This window comes from Acinetobacter sp. T_3_1 (assembly GCF_025377055.1).
Lineage (GTDB): Bacteria > Pseudomonadota > Gammaproteobacteria > Pseudomonadales > Moraxellaceae > Acinetobacter > Acinetobacter kookii.
This window is the reverse complement of sequence record NZ_JACHVD010000001.1, coordinates 319,304-339,023: the sequence shown is the minus strand read 5'-3', so window position 1 is coordinate 339,023 and position 19,720 is coordinate 319,304. Positions and strand designations below refer to the sequence as shown.

Sequence of the window (19,720 nt, the reverse complement as noted above, 5' to 3'; positions counted from 1 at the left end):
ATTACATACATCATACAAATCAAAACAATATGAATCAAATCAATATTTTTCTATAACACATGTAATTATTTGACTAAATTAAGATATTTTAAATATTGGTCATAAAAATTGTAAAAAATAAATAATAAATCACTATTTTATTAAGTTCTGTTAAATTAAAAATAGTGATTTTAATGTGACGTTAATCTCAAAATAGAATCCTAAGCGTGAGAAAAACATAAATTTATATATTCAGCCTATAATTCCTTATAGAAATTTGTAAGGTCAATGTTATAGTCAAGAAAGCTCTCGATAGAGTGATAGCTACACCAAATTTCAAACTTTTTTTCAGATGATAGACTAAAACTCGGAGATGCTTAGATGACTAAACAATATCTGACACATCGCTGTCTCATTGCACCTCCTGATTTAGCCGATGATTTTTTTGCCAATACGGTGATTTATCTGGCACGCCATGATGAAGACGGTGCTCAAGGCATTATCATTAACCGCCCATCCGGTCTTTCAATCAAGGAATTGTTGAATGACCTGGAAATTGAAGCGAACAATGTCAATCCTCATGCAGTCTTGCAAGGTGGGCCTTTGCGTCCTGAAGCCGGATTTGTACTGCATACCGGTCAACCGACCTGGCATTCATCCATCGCTGTGGGTGAAAATGTCTGTATCACCACGTCTAAAGATATTCTCGATGCCATTGCCCACAATGAAGGGGTTGGACGCTACCAAATTGCCTTGGGCTATGCCAGCTGGGGTAAAAATCAACTGGAAGCAGAGATTGCCCGTGGTGACTGGCTGATCTGTGATGCTGATATGGATTTGATTTTTAACTTACCTTATGACGACCGCTGGGATGCTGCCTATAAAAAAATGGGCCTGGACCGCACCTGGCTATCATCAGAGATTGGACATGCCTGATTTATCCCAACCACACATGATTATGGCATTTGATTTCGGTACCCAGAAAATGGGCATGGCGGTGGGTCAATCCTTGATTGAAAGTGCCAATCCGCTTGCCCTGTTTCCGATGAAAGATGGCATTCCAAACTGGGATGCCTTACTGAAAATTATCAAGCAGTATCAACCGACTCTATTTTTAGTCGGTTTACCCCTGAATATGGATGATACTGAATCTGAACTTTCCGCGCGTTCGCGCAAATTTGCCCGACGCTTACGCCATCAGACCAATATTGAAACCTTGATGGTGGATGAGCGCCTGACCACCCGTGAAGCACGTGATGAACTGGATCAATACCAGTCTCAAGGTCGTGGCAAGAAACTGGCGGCAGACAGCATTGCAGCTGCACTGTTTATAGAAAGCTGGTATCGCAATCCGGTAGGTTTAACCCCTTAAAGATAAAAAAGCATCTTTCAGGATAGTTAACAAATACCGCATTGCCGCAACAAAAGCCCTGCTCTGCCTGATTTTTTGTTATAAAGTAAGACTTATTCGTTTCTCTTTTATATGCTTTGACCAAGCAGGTACTTATGGCACTTTCTAGTTTTGGTAAGATTCTTACCGTTTTGGATCTCTTTTCAGTGTCTCGCCCAATCATTAATGTCGATATCATTAGTGAGGAATTAGGACTCTCTAAACCCACAAGTTACCGTTATTTAAAAGAATTGGTTTCGGCAGAATTATTACAACGCCTGAGTGGAACTTCAGGTGACTATACTCTCGGCTCTAAAATTGCCGTACTGGATTACATTTCCCGTACCACGGATCCTTTGGTACAGATCAGCATTCCCTTTATGCAGCAAATTGTAGAACGTACCGAATTCGGCTGTCTGCTCACGCATTTAAATTACGATTCATGTATCGATATTCATCACGAACTGTATAAAGACCTGACCACGCTTATTTATGGTCGCGGTTGTCCTCGCCCAATCTATAAAGGCTCTTCTGCCAAGGTGATTCTGGCCCATTTACCCAAACAGCGTATCTTGGATTATTACCAGCGTTTTGCGACGGAACTGTCTGAAGTTGGCTTTGCACAGAGCGAAGAAGAATTCCTGCTGCAAATGAAACAGATTAAAAAACAGGGCTATTATTTCTCGAGTGGAGAGGTCGATCTAAACCTGGCCAGTCTTTCTATTCCAGTGAAATTTTCCACTAAAGAACCGCCTTTGGCCTTGACCCTGTTAGGCTCCAGAAACCGCTTTGAATTTACCAATTTTCAGAAGTTGATCGAAATATTGCGCGACAATGCCGATTTAATTGAAAAGAAATTTACGACCTTGACCCATCAGGAAGATACATTTTAATTTGAGGAATAGCAGTATATTTTAATCTAAAAATGTTGAATTAAACACTATATTCTCATAATATGATTATTGTTCTTCAGCATCCCTTGTTCCATGATAACGTGATGCGATCTTAAAAACTCTCCTCAAGTTAAAAAAGCTCATTACAAGATGGGCTTTTTTATGCGCTTATTTCCAATACCCTACTGCTTCTGATGCGGATAAAAATAACGGAAAGTCAGGTTTACCCGTGGCTCAATAATTTTCACCGATTTTCTTAAAGTATGCTTCCAGTACTGCTGGGTCTTGCCACGCATCACAATCAATTGTCCATGCTGTAACAGCAGATCGACTTTGTCTGGCTTTTGCTTGTGCTTAAAACTGAATTTTCGGGTAGCCCCGAAACTTAAGGAGGCAATTACGGTTTCCCGATCTGCCTCAGAATATAATGCCGGCTCGTCATCGCTATGCCAGCCCACAGCTTGACTGCCATTTTCATATAAATTGGCAAGGCAGGAATTAAAAGAATGGCCGACCAACTTTTCAATGTGTTGCTTTAAACGAAATAATCCGGGAGTCCAGACATGGGCCTGCTTGAATGTGCCTGAATAATGATATTGGTAATTTTCATCGCCATACCAGGCCACTTTGCGTGCCGTTTTATAATGTTGCCCATACAGCACCACTTCATCATGCTGCCAGGCCAGATGAGTTAAAAAATACTGCAAATATTGCTCGCTCTGCCCAGCCGTCAAAATCAGGCCAAAGTCTTCTACCACCCCATCACAAGGTAACAGATTGGCTCGGGCTTCTGGCTCAAACAATTCAAAGTTCATCGGCAAAAATGCATCGTCTAAAATAAATGTAAAATTCACTTTATTTTAGCGGATGATTTCTGTTCACAATTCAAAACATTGTATGCGCTTGTGACAGGGGAAGATCGGGCTTAGACTCAAATCAAAATTGAAAATAAAAAATTGCATATGAATATATGGCACTTATTTCAAAAACTTCGCCCTTTTGTCCAGCCTTATCGCTTACTGGTCGTCGCCACCCTAATTTTAACCCTGATTGGCTCCTTCACGGCTCAGGTCAATGCACTTACTTTACGCTATGCAGTCGACAGCATTAACCGGCTGATTGAATCCGGATTGGGACTGGCTGAGGGCTGGCATATTCTGCTCACCATCTCTGCCATTTTATTGGCTAAGGAAGTCATCAATGCCTTGGTGCAGTTTGGACAAAAATTTTATGGTGAAAAGCTGCGTATTTTTGTTTCACAGGACTTGGCTCAAGGCATTATTGAAAAATTCCTGACTTATCGGCTGGCTTTTTTTAATGCAGACAATAACCAGGCCGGTAAATTGCAAACCCGGATTGACCGCGGGATTGGCTCCCTCACCCGGCTGGTTCAGATCTTTTTTATTGATATTTTACCGTTATTTAGCAGCGCAATTGTGGCATTAGGCCTGATGTTTTATGCCAATGCCTATGTCGGTCTGGTTGCGCTGTGTATTGTGCCCATTTACTTCTGGCTGACCTATAAACAGGCACAAAAACTCGGCGGGTGGCGGCGTAATTTACGTGATGGCCGCGAGAAAAAGAGCCAGGGAATCTTAAGTATTATTAACTCGATTACCGTCATTAAATCCTTTAACCGCGAGTCCATCGAGTCAGACAAACAGCTTAAATTACAAAAAGAACTGACCCAGAATCAGATGCAGACCCGACAAACCAGTTTTTTGTTTGATGGCTTAAAGACCTTTATTGAACAGATTGGCATCGTGCTGATTATTATCCTGACCGCTTATTTTGTGCTGGATGGGCAAATGAGTATCGGCATGATCATGTATCATGTGCTGCTATTCAACAATGTTTCTGCCCCGATTCGCTCGTTGCATCGCATTTATGATGAAGTGAATGATGCCATGATTTATTCGGAAAGCTTTTTCAGGATTCTGGAAGCCGATCATGAAATTGAGCCAAGCGGCACTCTAAAGCCCGCCATTCATGGACTATTTGAACTGGAAAATGTCGAGTTTTATTATCCCAATAGTCACCATGCTTTAAAAAATATCAACATGCTGATTCAGCCGAATAAAATCACCGCCTTGGTGGGATTGTCCGGCGCAGGAAAATCCACGCTGATCAGTTTACTGGATAAATTTTACCAGCCAGCTTCTGGACAGATCAAACTGGATGGTATCCATATGGAACAGTTCGATACCCAATATCTGCGCGATCACATTGGTTTGGTGCTACAAAAAAACCATATTTTTCAGGGAAGTATTTTTGAAAATATCCGTTATGGCAAGACCGATGCAAGTCTGGAACAAGTGATGGATGCTGCCAAAAAAGCGTCTATCCATGAACAGATTTTACAGCTTCCGCAAGGCTATGATGCAGATGCCTTGCAGCTTTCCGGTGGACAGCAGCAGCGCATTGCGCTTGCCCGCATGTTCCTGAAAAATCCGCCGATTATTTTTCTGGATGAACCCACGGCCAGTCTGGATGCGATTGCCTCGGAGCAAATCAAGCACAGTCTGGACCAAATCAAGCAAGGCCGTACCGTCATTATTATTTCGCATAGTTTATCACAGATTATTGATGCCGATTACACCTATGTGATGAAAGAAGGTCATATTGCCGAGCACGGCGAACATGAGGCGCTCTACCATCAGGACGGGGTGTATAAGCAAATTTTTGATGCGATGGCCAAAAGCCTGAATATTGAAAAGATTGCCAAGACCTTTGAAGAAGATGCCGAGGAAGAAACCCATAGCTAAATACCTAAGACGAAAAGCCTTTTCATCTCCAGTATGATCCCTATGGAAAGGTCTTCTCCAAAAATAACTTTCCGCTAGTCAGAACAAGGGAAGCTGATAAATCGATGAAATTCATATCCTGGGCCTGGATTAAAAACGCATAATCCATTCCCCTTTGATATAGCGATAATTGTAATCTGGACCGTAGAAAGAAGCACTGCGGTTGTAACCGGCATTCATACGAAGAAACTGTGACCCGTGAACAGGGCTTTGCAGGTTCAGTTCAAATAATCGGGTAGATTGGCTTGATTCCTGATTGATTTTTTCACGCCCAAAGCCTGCCGTTAAACCTGCTGACCATCCGGCAAAACGCTGACGCCAACCGAGGGCCAGCATCGATTCTTCATAATCCTGAGGGTTGAAATATTGCCTGCCCACATCTTCTTCAGTACTCCGGTAGGTGCGATATCGCGCCTGAAGCGTCAGTCCCAAGTCCAGTGAAGGCTGATAGATCAATCGAAGACGGCCATGATCACGGCGGTTATCATCTGAGAAGAATTGTGTCCCTGCAACACCAACGAGGGTGACATGCTCACCGATTCCCTGATCCAGTGCAGCACCCACAAAGGTAAAATTCGTTCCAGCATCGAGGGCGGCTTGGGTTTCAACCCAGTCACGATTGGCAAAAAGCTCTAATGCAGTTTTTTCTGCAAGCGCTGTACGGTAACTGCCATCAAAGGTAAACAAGGTATGATCCCCTTGGTTAAATACCCCTGCTTCCACTGCCCAGCCATTCGCTGTAGCGGATTCAATGTGACGTCCAATAAATGAAATTTTCTGGCCATCTCGCTGCCATTCATCCGCCCTATACTGATAAGCACTTCCCCGGACACCTAAATAATGGTCAGCATCTTCATATCGAGGCAAAAATTCAGCTGATAATTTACGGGTCTGGAAGCCTTCGCTATCATCACTGAAAAAGAATTCCGTTCCGGCCGCACGTTCACTTGGGGCCTGCTCTTGCTCTAATTCGCTTGCCAGGCTGGGTGTCGTGATGCTGATAAGCAAAGGAACAAGCATATAGATGGTAATTTTTGTGTTTTTCATTTTGTTCCCCATGTTTTTCGTGTTCTTAATAATTCATCCAGATACCCTAAAATACTGGCAGGCTGTAGCAAGAAACTATACATGAGTACATACAGCAAAAAGCCACTGAAGTTTTTCCGTACCTTGAGTTCGAGATCCTCAAACATTCTGCGTTCAATCGAGTAATTTAATAAGCCGAGCAAAAATGCCATAGGTAACAATGCCAGGGTCATAATACCCACAATCCAGTAATGTCCAAAACAGGCCAGAATGATTCCGGGTATGAAGCCAAAGGTAAAAGCAATATCTAACCAGGGGAAAACCAGGTTCCAGTAAATAAAAAACGTGGATAATCTCGGTTTGATTAAAATGGTGGGATGTTTGATAAAGGCTTCAATCATGCCACGTGCCCAACGCTGACGCTGTTTAATAAACACTTTAAGTGTTGTGGGCGCATTGGTAAACATACAGGCATCCTCACAATGCCCCACACGATAGCCGGCCTTCAACAAGGCCCAGGTGAGTACAATATCTTCACCGACACATTCGGGCCATCCACCGACCTCAATCAAGGCATTGCGGTCATAAATAGAGAAAGCCCCTTGAGCCACCAGGGTCCCCTGATACAGGGACTGCATACGCTTGGTCGCCGCAATCCCCAGAAAATAGTCCCATTCCTGAGTTTTGGTCAGCAAATTCTCACGCGAGTTGCGCACCAGAATCTTGCCCGCGACCGCACGTGTGTTGGGTGGATCGGCCTTATAACGTTCGACAATATTGATTAATGCGACTCGATGTAAATAAGAATCGGCATCTACGGTAATCACCAAGTCATGTTCCGCAAGTTTCAGACCTTCATTTAATGCATGCGCCTTACCTGCATTTTTCTTTAAATCAAGTAAAGTCAGCCAGGGATATTTTTGCTGTGCCTTTCGGACAATGGCTGCGGTTTCATCCTGAGAACCGTCATTAATCACAATGACTTGCAGGGGACCCGGGTATTTTTGGAGACCAATACTCACTAAAGTATCTTGTATTGAGGCGGCTTCATTATAAGCAGCGACCAGCATGGTAATACCCGGATAAGTAGACAATGGCTGTCTTTTGGGTCTTCGATCCATCATCAAGCTTAAAGCCGCAAATGCATTCATGAATCCCGGAATAATGGCAATGCCATAAATCAGGAAAACAGCTGCAAAATGGCCTATATGTCGGCTGAGATCATACATCCAGTTCTGGGCAATCCATATGGAAAAGACTGTCCAAAAACAGGCACCGATGAGAGCGACAATAAACTTTAACTGCACAGAAAAGTAAATTTGAGAAGCTTCTCTTTTACTTTCATCAATGATCATGAATATTCTCTAAATATTTCACCCAATAAAATTTGTGCAGAATTATTTTTAGTAAAGTCCGGAAGTGTTACAACAGATCATGACTTTAGGTGCCTATAGGGAGTTTTAGATACCCATGAAATCATTATTTCGCCAAGAGCAAATTTTGCTTTCTATTAAAAACAACCTGCATTTTGTATAATAATATATCACTTTGTATATTTTTTGATAAATAAGTCACACTTTTTTAAGATAATTTGTATTGCCTATTTCAAGTTATTGTTTTCTATACACTCTATTAATAAAGATTTTTAAGCTAGGGAGTTATTAAGCCCCCTGCTGATAAAGAAATTTTTGAAACAAAAAAGCCTGCAAATTGCAGGCTTTTTATTTAATTATTCTAGTAATTAACGCTGAACTTTTTGTTCAATCTCTTCTACGCTAGTATGGCGTACATCTAAACCCTTGACCATATAAATGACTTGTTCAGAAATATTGCGGGCATGGTCGCCAATCCGTTCCAGAGAACGCAGCACCCACATCACATTGATGACCCGGGAAATATGCCGCGGATCTTCAATCATATACGTCATTAAAGTACGGGTCGCAGACTGGTATTCACGGTCAATATCGGCATCGGCCAGCAGCACACGCAAAGCCTGATCGACATCCAGACGGGCAAAGGCATCCAGGGCGTCATGAATCATCACCCGAACCTGATTGCCAATATGACGGGTTTCCATATAACCACGCGGTGAACTGCCCTCTTCACATAAATTTTGTGCAATACGGGCAATTTTTGCCGCTTCATCACCAATACGTTCCAGGTCAGTATTGGCCTTGGACATGGCAATGACCATACGCAAATCAATTGCAGCAGGATGACGGCGTGCCAGAATCAGGGTCAAGGCTTCATCAATCTCGGTTTCCATACGATTGACCACATTGTCCTGAAATTGCACCTCAATCGCTAAAGTGGCATCGGTATCCAACAAGGCATGAATACTGTTGGCCACTTGCTGTTCGACCAGCCCCCCCATGGTCATGAATTTGGTATTTACATCTTGCAAATCTTCATTAAATTGCGAAGAAATATGGTGATTTAACACCGGATTATTTGGCAAGGGACGTACTCCACAACAGCGATTTTAAAATGAATGATTGAGTTCAATATTAAAGCATATCAACTATGAAGTTTTTATGACAAAAACTGCAAGATTAGCCGGCCGGCTTGAACGACTTGTCAACCAGCCAGGCATTCATTTCTTCAAGGTCTTTTTCGGTCAATTTACCGACCGATGCTTTTAAACGCAGCACATTAATCAAATAATCATATTTTGCGTTTAAATAATCCTGTTTGGCAGAAAAAGCATTGCGTTGGGCCAGCAGCACATCGACCATGGTTTTTAAGCCTTCCTGATATTGTGCCTGAGAGGCCCGGGAAACCACTTCCGAGGAATCCATGGCAGCTTTTCGTGCCTGCAATTTGGCTTGATCGGTTTCTACCTGCATATAAGATTTTTTCACATCGGTATTGGCCTTGCGAATCGCAGCATCCAGTTGAGATTCGCTTTTTTTCACGTTCACCGCGGCTTTTTGAATGGATTTCTGTGTTCTGCCCCCGGTATAAACGTTCCAGTTCATCTCTACGCCAATCTGGTCAAACTTGCCATCGCTGGACACCACATTTTGCGGGGACTGCTTGATATAACCATACGTCCCTACCGCCTCAATTTGTGGATATAAGGCGGCTTTTTCTACCCGCTTCTGGTCTTCTGCATAATGCTGCTGTATGCGTGCCTGCTGAACAGAAAGATTCTGGCTGAGTGCCTGCGCTGTCCAGGCATCCAGATCTGCTGGATAAGGCTTCTGAAATTGAAAATCGTCCCGGAGTACGGCTAGACTTTCTTGATAGGGTCCGATTAACTGGGACAGTTGTTCCTGTGCCAAAACCAGTTGCACATGCGTGGCAATTCGGTTGGCCCGGGCACTTTCATATTGTGCATTGGCCTCACTGACATCGCTTTTTGCCACCAGGCCTTCTTTCAGTTTGGCATTCATGACATTCAGCTGTTCGAACAGAGCTTTTTCTTCCTGAAGATTGGCTACGGTTAAACTCTGCTGACGCAATACATTAAAATAACTTTCAGAAACATTTAAAATGTGTTCCTGGCGCTGCAATTGTAAAGTGATTTCACTCAGGCTGACGGACGTTTTGACCTGTTTTAAACCTTCCCAGGCATCCCAGCGGAAGATCGGCTGGCGTGCAGTAATGGCAATTTGTCGAGTATTGGACGATGAAGCCGCAAATGCATCGGAAGGAAAACCCGGAATAGTGCTGTCACTGGTCTGCTGGCTTTTACGCGCCACATTTCCAGAAATAGTCACCGTTGGCAGTAAATTCCCTTTGGCAATGCCCAAATTGAGTTGATCTGCTTCATACTGTAAAAGATTGGCTTGCCAATTGGGATCGCTGTTTTTTGCCCGCTGATAGGCTTCCACCAAATCTAAAGCATGACTCCATGAGCTGAACAACAACGCACATGCACCAATGACTATTTTAATATCCATTTTTTATAGTAAATCCCTACTAGCGACCCGCGACCATCCATAGACACGCATATTTATAATAAAAACTATGCAATATTAAAATGATCTTCTCAATTTTCCGTATGATTTTTATTAATTTTTACCTTCCGTACATGCGTGATCCATCGGCCTTCATCGAACTTGTCCATCATCACAGCGCGTAACCAAAACCCTCCACAACACTACAAAAACAAAGACTTTTTCGGTTATACAATACCCGCATACCCTACAAATCATTGCCGCATATACCCGATATAGAATGACTGTGCCTTTAAAAACAAATTTTTCTGTTAAGCAATGCTTTCCTTTGTTTATTTTTATCCTTCTCATCGGGTGTCAAAAACCCGAGCCTCAACCTATCCCAGAACAGGTACAAAAACAATCACAACAAGATGAAACGGTAGATTTAACGTTATTATGCAAAAATCTTGAAAAAAACATGCTGGCCATTAATGCCGAACGCACCACTTTTGCACTGGAACAGATTAATCAGGATCTCAAGTTATGCTTGCCGCTGTCGACATTAGCGGAACAACAACATTTATTAAAACTGTCCAATCAAATGTACGACAGCTTTCTCAGCGTGGATAGAACCGCGTCACAACAAGTCGCTTTTGAAGCATATGCTTTTGATTTATCGCAGCATCCGACCATTCAACAACACCATTTTGAACAACTGAATTTACGTGATCAATATCTATTAAAACATAAAGGGCAAGCCTATATAGAGTTATATGATCGCGGTAAAGGCCAGATTAATTATCGCCGTAGCCCCGAATATTTAGCCAGAATTTTTGCACCTTATATGCCGCAAGCCGAACAGGTCTTTATCGAAAATTTGGCTAGCCAAAATATGCTACCGGTATTTTCAGATCAAATCCTAATTATTGAACCGCACGAAATTGTGTCCCGAGCTTTATTTTGGGAAGATTATTTAAATCAATATCCAAAGAGCAGCTATCGCAAAGATGCTGAGTATCTTTTACAGATGTATACCCTGTTTTTATTTAAAGGCATGAGTGATTCACCTGTCTCGGATACTTATCTGGATCAATATGCCATCCAAAGTAGTTCGTTGGATGAAATTGAAAAATTAGCCCAGGTCAAAAATTCACATTTAGCCGTTCAAGCGAACAAGTTTCTGCAATTTCTGCAATTATCTGAACAGCAGCGTTTAAAAGAAATTCCAGTCCAGCTCAGCCCTAAAGAACAACAGTCGATGTCTGAAAAGCAGCTTGCACTCAAACAGTTAGATGAATATTTAGGTCTACAAAATCTAAGCCTTTCCAACCCGCGCGACTGTTTTAGTGATGCGGTTTGTCTTTAAGCCTGGGTCGCTCTCCCTGATCAATACCCCAGGCAAAAGCGATATTTTATGTGAATGTTTTTTTGTGGTTCGGCATGTTAAGATGACGCATAGCTTGACGGAGCGCGAGTAATAACTTGCTGAGATCACCTAAATTCTATATGCAGCTATGGCATTTGATGGTGAGTACCGTTGAACCTGATCAGGTTAAGACCTGCGTAGGAATCAAGCCATCAAAAAACCTAAGCCTTCAATTTGTTCATGTAGATTTTTATAATCAATTTACCTGGATGAAACAGCCACGTTTTTGGTCGTGCTTGATTCGTTGATGTCATTTCACAAGGATCACCGCAATGGACCAATTAACGAATCGCTCTGCAACAGATATTTCCGCTCAACATGAGCAAGATGCCAAAGATCTCACCCGAATTTTACCCGCTTCCAGAAAAGTCTACATTCAAGGTTCGCGTAGCGACATTCAGGTTCCCATGCGTGAAATTTCCCTGACCGAGACCCCAACCGGTCTGGGTGGCGAACACAATCCGGCCATTATGGTCTATGACACGTCAGGCGTTTATACCGACCCGAACGTGGCCATTGACCTGAATAAAGGTTTGCCCAATGTGCGTGAAACATGGATTGAGGAACGTCAGGATACGGAACGTTTAGATACCCTGAGCTCTGCTTTTGGACAGGAACGCCTGAAAGATATTCGCACGGCAGATATCCGCTTTGCCCATATTCAAAAACCGCGCCGTGCCAAAGCGGGCAAAAATGTGACCCAGATGCATTATGCACGTCAGGGCATCATTACCCCGGAAATGGAATATATCGCCATTCGTGAAAACCAGCGCCAGCAGGAAGGTGTGGATGCACGCCAGCATGCGGGGCAAAACTTCGGGGCCAAAAACCTGACTGAAATTACCCCTGAATTTGTGCGTCAGGAAGTAGCGGAAGGCCGCGCCATTATTCCGGCCAATATTAACCATCCTGAAATTGAGCCGATGATTATCGGGCGTAATTTCCTGGTGAAAATCAATGCCAACATTGGCAACTCCGCGCTCGGTTCCAGCATTGATGAAGAAGTGGCGAAAATGACCTGGGCAACCCGCTGGGGTGCAGACACCATTATGGATTTGTCGACCGGCAAAAATATTCATGAAACCCGTGAATGGATTATCCGCAACTCTCCTGTTCCAATTGGGACGGTTCCTATTTATCAGGCACTGGAAAAAGTTGATGGTGTAGCCGAAGACCTGACCTGGGAAATCTTTAAAGACACCCTGATTGAACAGGCAGAACAAGGCGTGGACTATTTCACCATTCATGCCGGCGTGCTTTTAAGATATGTACCACTGACGGCCAATCGCTTAACCGGAATTGTTTCTCGCGGCGGCTCTATCATGGCACAGTGGTGTCTGGCGCATCATCAGGAAAACTTCCTGTATACGCATTTTGATGAGATCTGCGAGATCATGAAGGCCTACGATGTGTCCTTCAGCCTGGGGGATGGCTTACGTCCAGGCTGTATTCAGGATGCCAATGACGAAGCACAGTTTAGTGAACTGCGTACCTTGGGCGAACTGACCCATCGTGCCTGGGAGCATGATGTACAGGTGATGATTGAAGGTCCGGGGCATGTACCGATGCACATGGTCAAAGAGAATATGGACTTGCAACTGGAAGTCTGTAAAGAGGCGCCTTTCTATACCCTAGGGCCTTTAACCACCGATATTGCTCCGGGATATGACCATATTACTTCAGCGATTGGCGCTGCCATGATTGGCTGGTATGGTACCGCCATGCTGTGCTATGTCACGCCAAAAGAGCATTTGGGCTTACCGAACAAGAAAGATGTCAAAGACGGCATCATCACCTATAAAATTGCAGCCCATGCTGCCGATCTGGCCAAAGGCCATCCGGGTTCGCAGGTGCGTGATAATGCCCTATCGAAAGCGCGTTTCGAATTCCGCTGGGAAGATCAGTTCAATTTGAGTCTGGACCCGGATACGGCACGTAGCATGCATGATGAAACCATGCCGAAGGAAGCACACAAATCTGCGCATTTCTGTTCCATGTGCGGTCCTAAATTCTGTTCGATGAAAATCACTCAAAATGTGAGGGATTATGCGAAAAATCAAAGCAACGAGGGACAGCGCCAAGAACAGGATACAGAGATTGAAGCAGGTTTGAATGCCATGAAAACCAGCTACCATGAACATGGTCAAAAATTGTACCACAAGCTGTAATTCTTAAAAAAAAATCTTTTATTTTCATAAAATTCTCAGTTAGGATGAATGTATGCTTTTCATCCTGACTGAGCTATATGAACATTATTAAACAAGCGACATATAACCGCGACCAAGTCAAAATTCAGTCCCGTGAATATCTTTTTCGTGGCTTCATTCAGGTTGAAAAAGTCAATCTCTGCCATCGTTTATTTAACCAGAGCGAATTCACTCCGGTCATGCAGCGTGAACTGATTCACCGCCCTGAAGCGGCAGGTGTACTGATTTATGATGATGCCCAGCAGAAATTTGCCCTGATTGAACAATTCCGTGTCGGTGCAATGGATGATCCAGAATCTCCCTGGCAACTGGAAGTGATTGCCGGTGTACTCGATGGAGATGAATCGCCGGAAAGCTGTATACGTCGTGAGAGCCTGGAAGAATCAGGCTGTGAGATTGATCAGTTGCAGCTTTTATTCAGCTTTTATCCTTCGGCTGGGGCCTGTGCCGAATTGTTCCATTTATACAGTGCTGAAGCGCATCTTCCTGAACACGGTGGCATATTCGGCATGCCGGATGAAGGAGAAAACATTCAACTGCATATCATTGATTATAGTGAAATAGCCACCTTACTGTGTAATGGTCGCTTAAAGAATGCACCGGTCATAATGGCCTTGCAATGGCTGCAACAACATATTAAAACAACAAGGAATGTCTAAGGAGTCGGACATGACTTTATACCAGCACAACGAAGATCAGCAAGACTGGACCATTATTCAAATTTCAGACACACATTTGATGAATCAGGAAGATTTAGAATTTGTGCACATGAATCCAGAACACAGCTTTCAATCGGTTATGCAGCAAATTCGACAGCAATATCCAAATGTCGATGCCATTATCAATACGGGTGACCTGGCTCAAGTCCCGGTTGCAGAAACCTATAGCCGTTATCTGTCTTTCATGCAGCGGCTAGGAATCCCGTTTTATCAAATTCCGGGCAATCATGACAATATTGATCTCTTCCCTTTTTACCAAAATAAGGACGAGGTGCAGGCCATTCATTTTGGCAGATGGAGCTTTGTGCTGTTAAACAGTGCTGTACCCGACAGAATAGACGGCTGGATTGAACAAGAGCAATTGCAACAACTGGATATACTTTTAGCAAAACTGCAACAGCAATCCGTGATCGTGGCATGCCATCATCATCCTTTTGCAATGCAATCCAAATGGATCGATCAGCATATGCTGAAAAACACTGAAAACCTGACCGACATTCTGGCCAAGCACAGCAATGTCAAGGCAGTTATTTTTGGTCACGTACATCAGGATTCCTGTCATGAATGGCAGCACATCCGGTTTTTTTCTACGCCATCCACCTGTGTTCAGTTCAAACCTTTCAGTGAAGATTTTGCCCTGGATAATGAAATGCCGGGTTTTCGTGTCCTGCATTTAAAAGCCAATGGTGAACTTGAAACCCAAATTCACCGAGTCCAAACAGCACGACAACAAATTAATGGTGAAATTTCAGGTTATTAACTTTTCATTTTGCTTTTTTTCTATTACTTTATGGCTTCTGAAGGAAGCATGATCGATAGAATCCAAGCATCAAAGACTATCAAAAAGCACAAAAAGTCTATATGATGACGACCCTCGAAGGAAAATCTCCTTAGGGTTGGATAAAAACACTTGCATATCACCATATTTTTTGCGTATAGATAGTACGCATATGATGAGGAATGCCCTATATGGCGAATGACAACCAAAATCAAGTCTTGGACGAACAAACTGATGTTGTAGATGAAAAATCTACCAAACGCGTGCGTAAAACAAAGCCAAAAGCGTCAGAAAGTGGTTCTACTGCTAGCTTATTTGGTATTGCACCTTATCAGCCTAAAAAAAATGAAGAATACATGTCTGAAGGACAGCTTGAGCATTTCCGCCAGATCTTGATGGCATGGAAAGCAGAGTTGATGTCTGAAGTAGACCGCACCCTAAACACCATGCAAGACGAAAATACCGCATTGCCTGACGTGAATGACCGTGCCACACAAGAAGAAGAGTTTGCCATCGAACTCCGTACCCGTGACCGTGAACGCAAGCTGATCCGCAAGATTGAGCAATCTATCGAAGCGATTAAAAACGACGATTACGGTTTCTGTGAAACATGTGGTATTGAAATTGGCCTGCGTCGTCTTGAAGCACGTCCAACGGCTACCCTTTGTATTGACTGCAAAACCCTGGCAGAAATCAAAGAGAAGCAAAATAACGGTTAATTGTGACTGTTGAGAATTCTCCAGCCGAGCACAGCTCAGCTCTTGCGCAGCGGCGAAACGATGTTTCGCTGATTCGCTACTCAGGCCGGTTTGCGCCATCGCCAACCGGCCCTTTGCATTTTGGTTCACTCATTACAGCGGTGGCCAGTTATTGCGATGCCCGTGCCCATCAGGGTCAATGGCTGGTCCGGATTGAAGATACCGACATTCCGCGCATTTATCCCGGTAGTGAAGAACATATCCTGCGCTCAATCGATGCGTTCCAGTTTGAGCCCGATGCCGAGATCATTTTCCAGAAAGATCGCCTCGATATTTATGAATCTGTCATAGAACAGCTGCATCAGAAAGGCTGGGTCTATGCCTGCCAGTGCACCCGTAAAATGCTCGGCTCCAATCATATCTACGTCGGAACCTGCCGCGATTTAAACCTGCCTTTCGAGCAGCAGGCCATTCGTCTGAAAGTATCAGATCAGACCATTTGTTTCACCGATCGCCTGCAAGGAACCCATTGTTCCAATCTGCAACACGACCTGGGTGATTTTGTGTTGAAGCGCCGTGATGGCATTATCAATTACCAGCTGGCAGTGGTGGTCGATGATTATCTGCAAGGCATGACCCATGTGGTTCGCGGTGCCGACCTGCTGGATAATACCGAAAGGCAAATCTGGCTCGGTTCGCTGCTGGGTTATCCGCAACTTGAATATATGCATCTGCCTTTAGCAATGAACGCTCAGGGACAGAAACTCTCTAAACAGAATCTGGCCCAAGCACTCGATCTCAAGCGTGCTCCCGAATTATTGCAACAAGCCATTCGCGCCTTGCACCAGCCGGAAGTCGATTTAGACCTACCGGAACATATGCTGAAACAGGCCATTGCCCAGTGGAATACAGACTTCATTCCACATACAACTGAGCTACACGGCAGCTATTTATAAACCTCGGATTATCGTTAAGCTAAAAATACCTACAGCAGACAATGGCAGACTCAAAATGTTTTTTATATTTGGCATTGGTCCTAAAACCAAAGTGGTCGAGAAAAGTCAGTTTTTATGTCCGGTATGCAGAACCCGAAGTGCTTATGAATTGAAACAGCAACGCAATTATTTTTCTTTATTTTTTATCCCGCTGATTCCCCTGTCCAAGGCAAAAGGAGAATTTGTGAAATGCTTACATTGTGGAACGGAAATGCCGAGCACAGTGTTAAACCATGCTCAGCCAGACTGATCGTCCGAATCAACGCTAGAAGCTTGACTCTTCTTTGCTTGGATTGGCTTTTTGTGTAGTGGCATCAATTTTCAAAATCAGGCTGATCATCACTGCACACATAATTAACGATGAACCGCCATAACTGATAAACGGCAAGGTCAAACCTTTGGTCGGCAACATGCCCATATTCATCCCGGCATTCACCAGAATTTGCAGCAGGAAGATGATACTGATGCCATAGGCCAGATAACCTGCACGCAAGTATTGATACTGCAAGGCACGATGTCCAATCTTGATACAGCACACTACCATCATGAAGGACAGGATCAATACCGTGCTGATCCCGAAAAAGCCGAATTCCTCACCCAGAATCGCCAGCATAAAGTCCGTATGCGCTTCAGGCAGGTAAGACATTTTCTGGATACTATGACCCAGCCCTACCCCAGTCCATTCACCCCGGCCAAAGGCCATCAATGCATTGGAAAGCTGATAGCCGGTGCCCAAGGGATCCGCCCAGGGATTGGTAAAAGACAAGGCACGCTGTAAACGGTAAGGCTCGAAAATAATCGCTGCAGCCAAAGCGCATACAATCGCGATCAGGAAGAAAATAAACTGGATCGGCGGTGCCCCCGCCAGGAAGAACACACCTAAAATCATCAGGACGATCACCGCAGTCGCACCCAGATCGGGCTCCAGCAGGATCAAGCCTACCGTGATGATCATCACGCCGACCAGTCGGTACAGGCCGGAAGCGCTGTTTCTCACTTCTTTCGCCCGTCGTACTACATAATCCGCAGTAAAGATGGCCATCATGACCTTAGCCACTTCGGAAGCCTGCAAGGTAAAGCCAGCCACCTTAATCCATCGGGTGGAGCCGTTGACCTCGGTACCGGCAACCAAGACCACTGCCAGCAGCAGAATGGTCATGATCCACAGCGGGAAGGTATTATTAAACCAGACATTCAGCGACACTTTATAAGCCAGAAATGCAGCTACGCCTGCCGCAAAAATGGAAATGCCGTGTCGAATTACAAAATGAAATGGATTTTCATGTAAGCGGTCGGCATAGGGCATCGATGCCGATGCCACCATGATGGAGCCAATACACAGCAAGGCAATTACACAGAAAATCAGTACATTACGTGGCGTTACTTCCGCGGGAATTTTCGATCCCCACTCATTGTAGACCTGATTAATTTTATTTATGGTCGTCTGAGCTAACCCAGCCATACAACTTTCCTTATCGTTCTTCTAAGCAAGTGTGTTCACACATTCAACAAACTGGTGTCCACGTTCACTATAACCCTTAAACATATCAAAACTTGCACATGCAGGTGACAATAACACCACATCATTGGCTTGGGTATGTTGCTGGCATAATTCCACCGCTTCTTTTAAAGATTCGGCATGAAGCAATGTCGTGGTGCCTTGAATGGCTGCTTCAATAATCGGACGATCTTCACCAATTAAAACCGCGACTTTGGCATATTTGCTTAAAGACTCGCGTAATGCAGTGAAATCCTGACCTTTACCCTGCCCACCCAGAATGATCGCGACTTTACCCTGTTGTGGCTCAATCGCTGCACCCAAACCATCAATGGCCGCCAGTGTTGCGCCAATATTGGTCCCTTTGGAGTCATTATAATAACGGACGCCATGTACTTCTTTGACAAATTCACAGCGGTGTTCCAGGCCTTTAAAGGTTTTTAGCGTTTCCAGCATGCTGTCCAGCGGTAAACCAATGGCTTCACCCAAAGCCAGGCAAGCCAAGGCATTGGCTACGTTATGTGTTCCTTGAATGTACATGTCTGCACTTTTCAACAGGCGCTCACGACCACGTGCCAGCCACATCGTGCCATTATCTTCTTTCAATATGCCGTATTGATTTAAATCCGGTGCATTCAGGCCAAAGCTCTGCATGGGTGTCGTATCGGGAACCAGCGGACGAGTAAGTGAATCATCACGGTTAAACACGACTTTTTTCACGCCCTGGAAAATACGATGTTTTGCAGTGTGATAACCAAACATATCGCCATGACGATCAAGATGATCTTCACTCATGTTGAGTACCACGGCCACTTCCGCATTCAAATTCGAGGTGGTTTCCAACTGGAAGCTGGACAATTCCAGAATATACAGTTCAGGATCATCTTTGGTTAAATCCAGCGCCGGACGACCTAAATTACCGCCTACCGCCACTTTCTTGCCGGCATCTTTGGCCATTAGGCCAATCAGGGTCGTTACGGTACTTTTGGCATTTGAACCGGTAATCGCCACAATCGGTTTATCGGTGGCACGTCGCAAAATCTGAATTTCACTGACCACCGGAATACCTTGGGCAATCGCCGCCTGAATTTCCGGAATCTTTGGATCAAGCCCCGGACTGATCACAATTTCTTCTGCTTGCAATAAGAGCTCTTGATCAAGCTGACCAAAACTGGTCTGAACATCGGCAGGAATCTGCTCATGCCCGGGAGGTGTCTTTCGAGAATCTGTTACTGCAACGCGGTAGCCATGTTCATGTAAGAAATTGACTGCTGCAACACCTGAAATTCCGAGTCCTGCAACAACTTTTAATCCACCACGCTGTATTAACATTTTTGCCCCATTTTATGGTCTGTTTTTAAAACTGACAAAATGTTAGCACTTTGCTGTTTTGAATGCTTTTTCTGTTTTGACTTTATCTCGG

The 19,720-nt window shown here is 44.1% G+C and carries 18 protein-coding genes and 1 riboswitch; of the genes, 11 read left to right on the top strand and 7 right to left on the bottom strand.

Translation table 11 applies throughout. The features are described from left to right. Positions 1–360: 360 nt before the first annotated feature. From H4I94_RS01440 to H4I94_RS01430, 3 genes are all read left to right on the top strand, one after another. Positions 361–915: a YqgE/AlgH family protein gene (locus H4I94_RS01440; protein WP_261181138.1), complete on the top strand. Its 555-nt coding sequence runs from the start codon at positions 361–363 to the stop codon at positions 913–915. Continuing rightward, positions 908–1,351, top strand: coding sequence for a Holliday junction resolvase RuvX (gene ruvX / locus H4I94_RS01435; protein WP_092819185.1), 444 nt, complete (start codon positions 908–910; stop codon positions 1,349–1,351). The genes H4I94_RS01440 and ruvX overlap by 8 nt, the downstream gene beginning before the upstream one ends. Positions 1,352–1,485: 134 nt before the next feature. After that, positions 1,486–2,262: an IclR family transcriptional regulator gene (locus H4I94_RS01430; RefSeq protein WP_261181137.1), complete on the top strand. Its 777-nt coding sequence runs from the start codon at positions 1,486–1,488 to the stop codon at positions 2,260–2,262. A 182-nt stretch (positions 2,263–2,444) separates the two neighbouring features. Here H4I94_RS01430 and H4I94_RS01425 read toward each other — a convergent pair whose 3' ends face one another. Continuing rightward, a complete protein-coding gene (locus H4I94_RS01425) occupies positions 2,445–3,077 on the bottom strand; it encodes an alpha-ketoglutarate-dependent dioxygenase AlkB family protein (RefSeq protein ID WP_261181136.1) in 633 nt (210 codons plus the stop codon). Between the two features lie 147 nt (positions 3,078–3,224). Between H4I94_RS01425 and H4I94_RS01420 the strand changes: the two genes are divergently transcribed. Next, on the top strand, positions 3,225–5,027 hold the full coding sequence (locus H4I94_RS01420; RefSeq protein WP_261181135.1) for an ABC transporter ATP-binding protein: 1,803 nt from the start codon (positions 3,225–3,227) through the stop codon (positions 5,025–5,027). 129 nt (positions 5,028–5,156) lie between these two features. Here H4I94_RS01420 and H4I94_RS01415 read toward each other — a convergent pair whose 3' ends face one another. The 4 genes from H4I94_RS01415 to H4I94_RS01400 form a co-directional block, all read right to left on the bottom strand. Then, on the bottom strand, positions 5,157–6,113 hold the full coding sequence (locus H4I94_RS01415) for a hypothetical protein (protein WP_261181134.1): 957 nt from the start codon (positions 6,111–6,113) through the stop codon (positions 5,157–5,159). Continuing rightward, the gene (locus H4I94_RS01410) at positions 6,110–7,447 is read right to left on the bottom strand and encodes a glycosyltransferase (protein ID WP_261181133.1); all 1,338 of its coding nucleotides are present in this window, start codon (positions 7,445–7,447) and stop codon (positions 6,110–6,112) included. Before H4I94_RS01410 ends, H4I94_RS01415 begins: the two co-directional genes overlap by 4 nt. Positions 7,448–7,833: 386 nt before the next feature. Beyond that, the gene (gene phoU, locus H4I94_RS01405) at positions 7,834–8,550 is read right to left on the bottom strand and encodes a phosphate signaling complex protein PhoU (RefSeq protein WP_092819188.1); all 717 of its coding nucleotides are present in this window, start codon (positions 8,548–8,550) and stop codon (positions 7,834–7,836) included. A 94-nt stretch (positions 8,551–8,644) separates the two neighbouring features. Further along, positions 8,645–9,997: a TolC family outer membrane protein gene (locus H4I94_RS01400; protein WP_261181132.1), complete on the bottom strand. Its 1,353-nt coding sequence runs from the start codon at positions 9,995–9,997 to the stop codon at positions 8,645–8,647. A 277-nt stretch (positions 9,998–10,274) separates the two neighbouring features. Between H4I94_RS01400 and H4I94_RS01395 the strand changes: the two genes are divergently transcribed. The 7 genes from H4I94_RS01395 to H4I94_RS01365 all read left to right on the top strand — a co-directional run bounded on the left by H4I94_RS01395 (position 10,275) and on the right by H4I94_RS01365 (position 17,049). Then, positions 10,275–11,342, top strand: coding sequence for a hypothetical protein (locus H4I94_RS01395; RefSeq protein ID WP_409976730.1), 1,068 nt, complete (start codon positions 10,275–10,277; stop codon positions 11,340–11,342). 88 nt (positions 11,343–11,430) lie between these two features. After that, positions 11,431–11,563: riboswitch (TPP riboswitch) on the top strand. 111 nt (positions 11,564–11,674) lie between these two features. Beyond that, on the top strand, positions 11,675–13,570 hold the full coding sequence (gene thiC / locus H4I94_RS01390; RefSeq protein WP_261181130.1) for a phosphomethylpyrimidine synthase ThiC: 1,896 nt from the start codon (positions 11,675–11,677) through the stop codon (positions 13,568–13,570). 77 nt (positions 13,571–13,647) lie between these two features. Then, positions 13,648–14,268 carry an NUDIX domain-containing protein gene (locus H4I94_RS01385; protein WP_131272973.1) on the top strand — a complete coding sequence of 207 codons (621 nt, stop codon included), beginning with the start codon at positions 13,648–13,650 and terminating at the stop codon, positions 14,266–14,268. Between the two features lie 10 nt (positions 14,269–14,278). Then, positions 14,279–15,088 (top strand): 3',5'-cyclic-AMP phosphodiesterase, encoded by an 810-nt coding sequence (cpdA, locus tag H4I94_RS01380; RefSeq protein WP_261181129.1) that lies wholly within the window; start codon positions 14,279–14,281, stop codon positions 15,086–15,088. Between the two features lie 209 nt (positions 15,089–15,297). Then, on the top strand, positions 15,298–15,825 hold the full coding sequence (gene dksA, locus H4I94_RS01375) for an RNA polymerase-binding protein DksA (protein WP_092819193.1): 528 nt from the start codon (positions 15,298–15,300) through the stop codon (positions 15,823–15,825). A gap of 2 nt (positions 15,826–15,827) precedes the next feature. Continuing rightward, positions 15,828–16,760 (top strand): tRNA glutamyl-Q(34) synthetase GluQRS, encoded by a 933-nt coding sequence (gene gluQRS, locus H4I94_RS01370; protein ID WP_261181128.1) that lies wholly within the window; start codon positions 15,828–15,830, stop codon positions 16,758–16,760. A gap of 55 nt (positions 16,761–16,815) precedes the next feature. Then, positions 16,816–17,049: a zinc ribbon domain-containing protein gene (locus H4I94_RS01365; protein WP_261181127.1), complete on the top strand. Its 234-nt coding sequence runs from the start codon at positions 16,816–16,818 to the stop codon at positions 17,047–17,049. Between the two features lie 15 nt (positions 17,050–17,064). Here H4I94_RS01365 and ftsW read toward each other — a convergent pair whose 3' ends face one another. Continuing rightward, the gene (gene ftsW, locus H4I94_RS01360; RefSeq protein ID WP_092819196.1) at positions 17,065–18,261 is read right to left on the bottom strand and encodes a putative lipid II flippase FtsW; all 1,197 of its coding nucleotides are present in this window, start codon (positions 18,259–18,261) and stop codon (positions 17,065–17,067) included. 21 nt (positions 18,262–18,282) lie between these two features. After that, the gene (gene murD, locus H4I94_RS01355; RefSeq protein ID WP_261181126.1) at positions 18,283–19,629 is read right to left on the bottom strand and encodes a UDP-N-acetylmuramoyl-L-alanine--D-glutamate ligase; all 1,347 of its coding nucleotides are present in this window, start codon (positions 19,627–19,629) and stop codon (positions 18,283–18,285) included. Between the last annotated feature and the right edge of the window lie 91 nt (positions 19,630–19,720).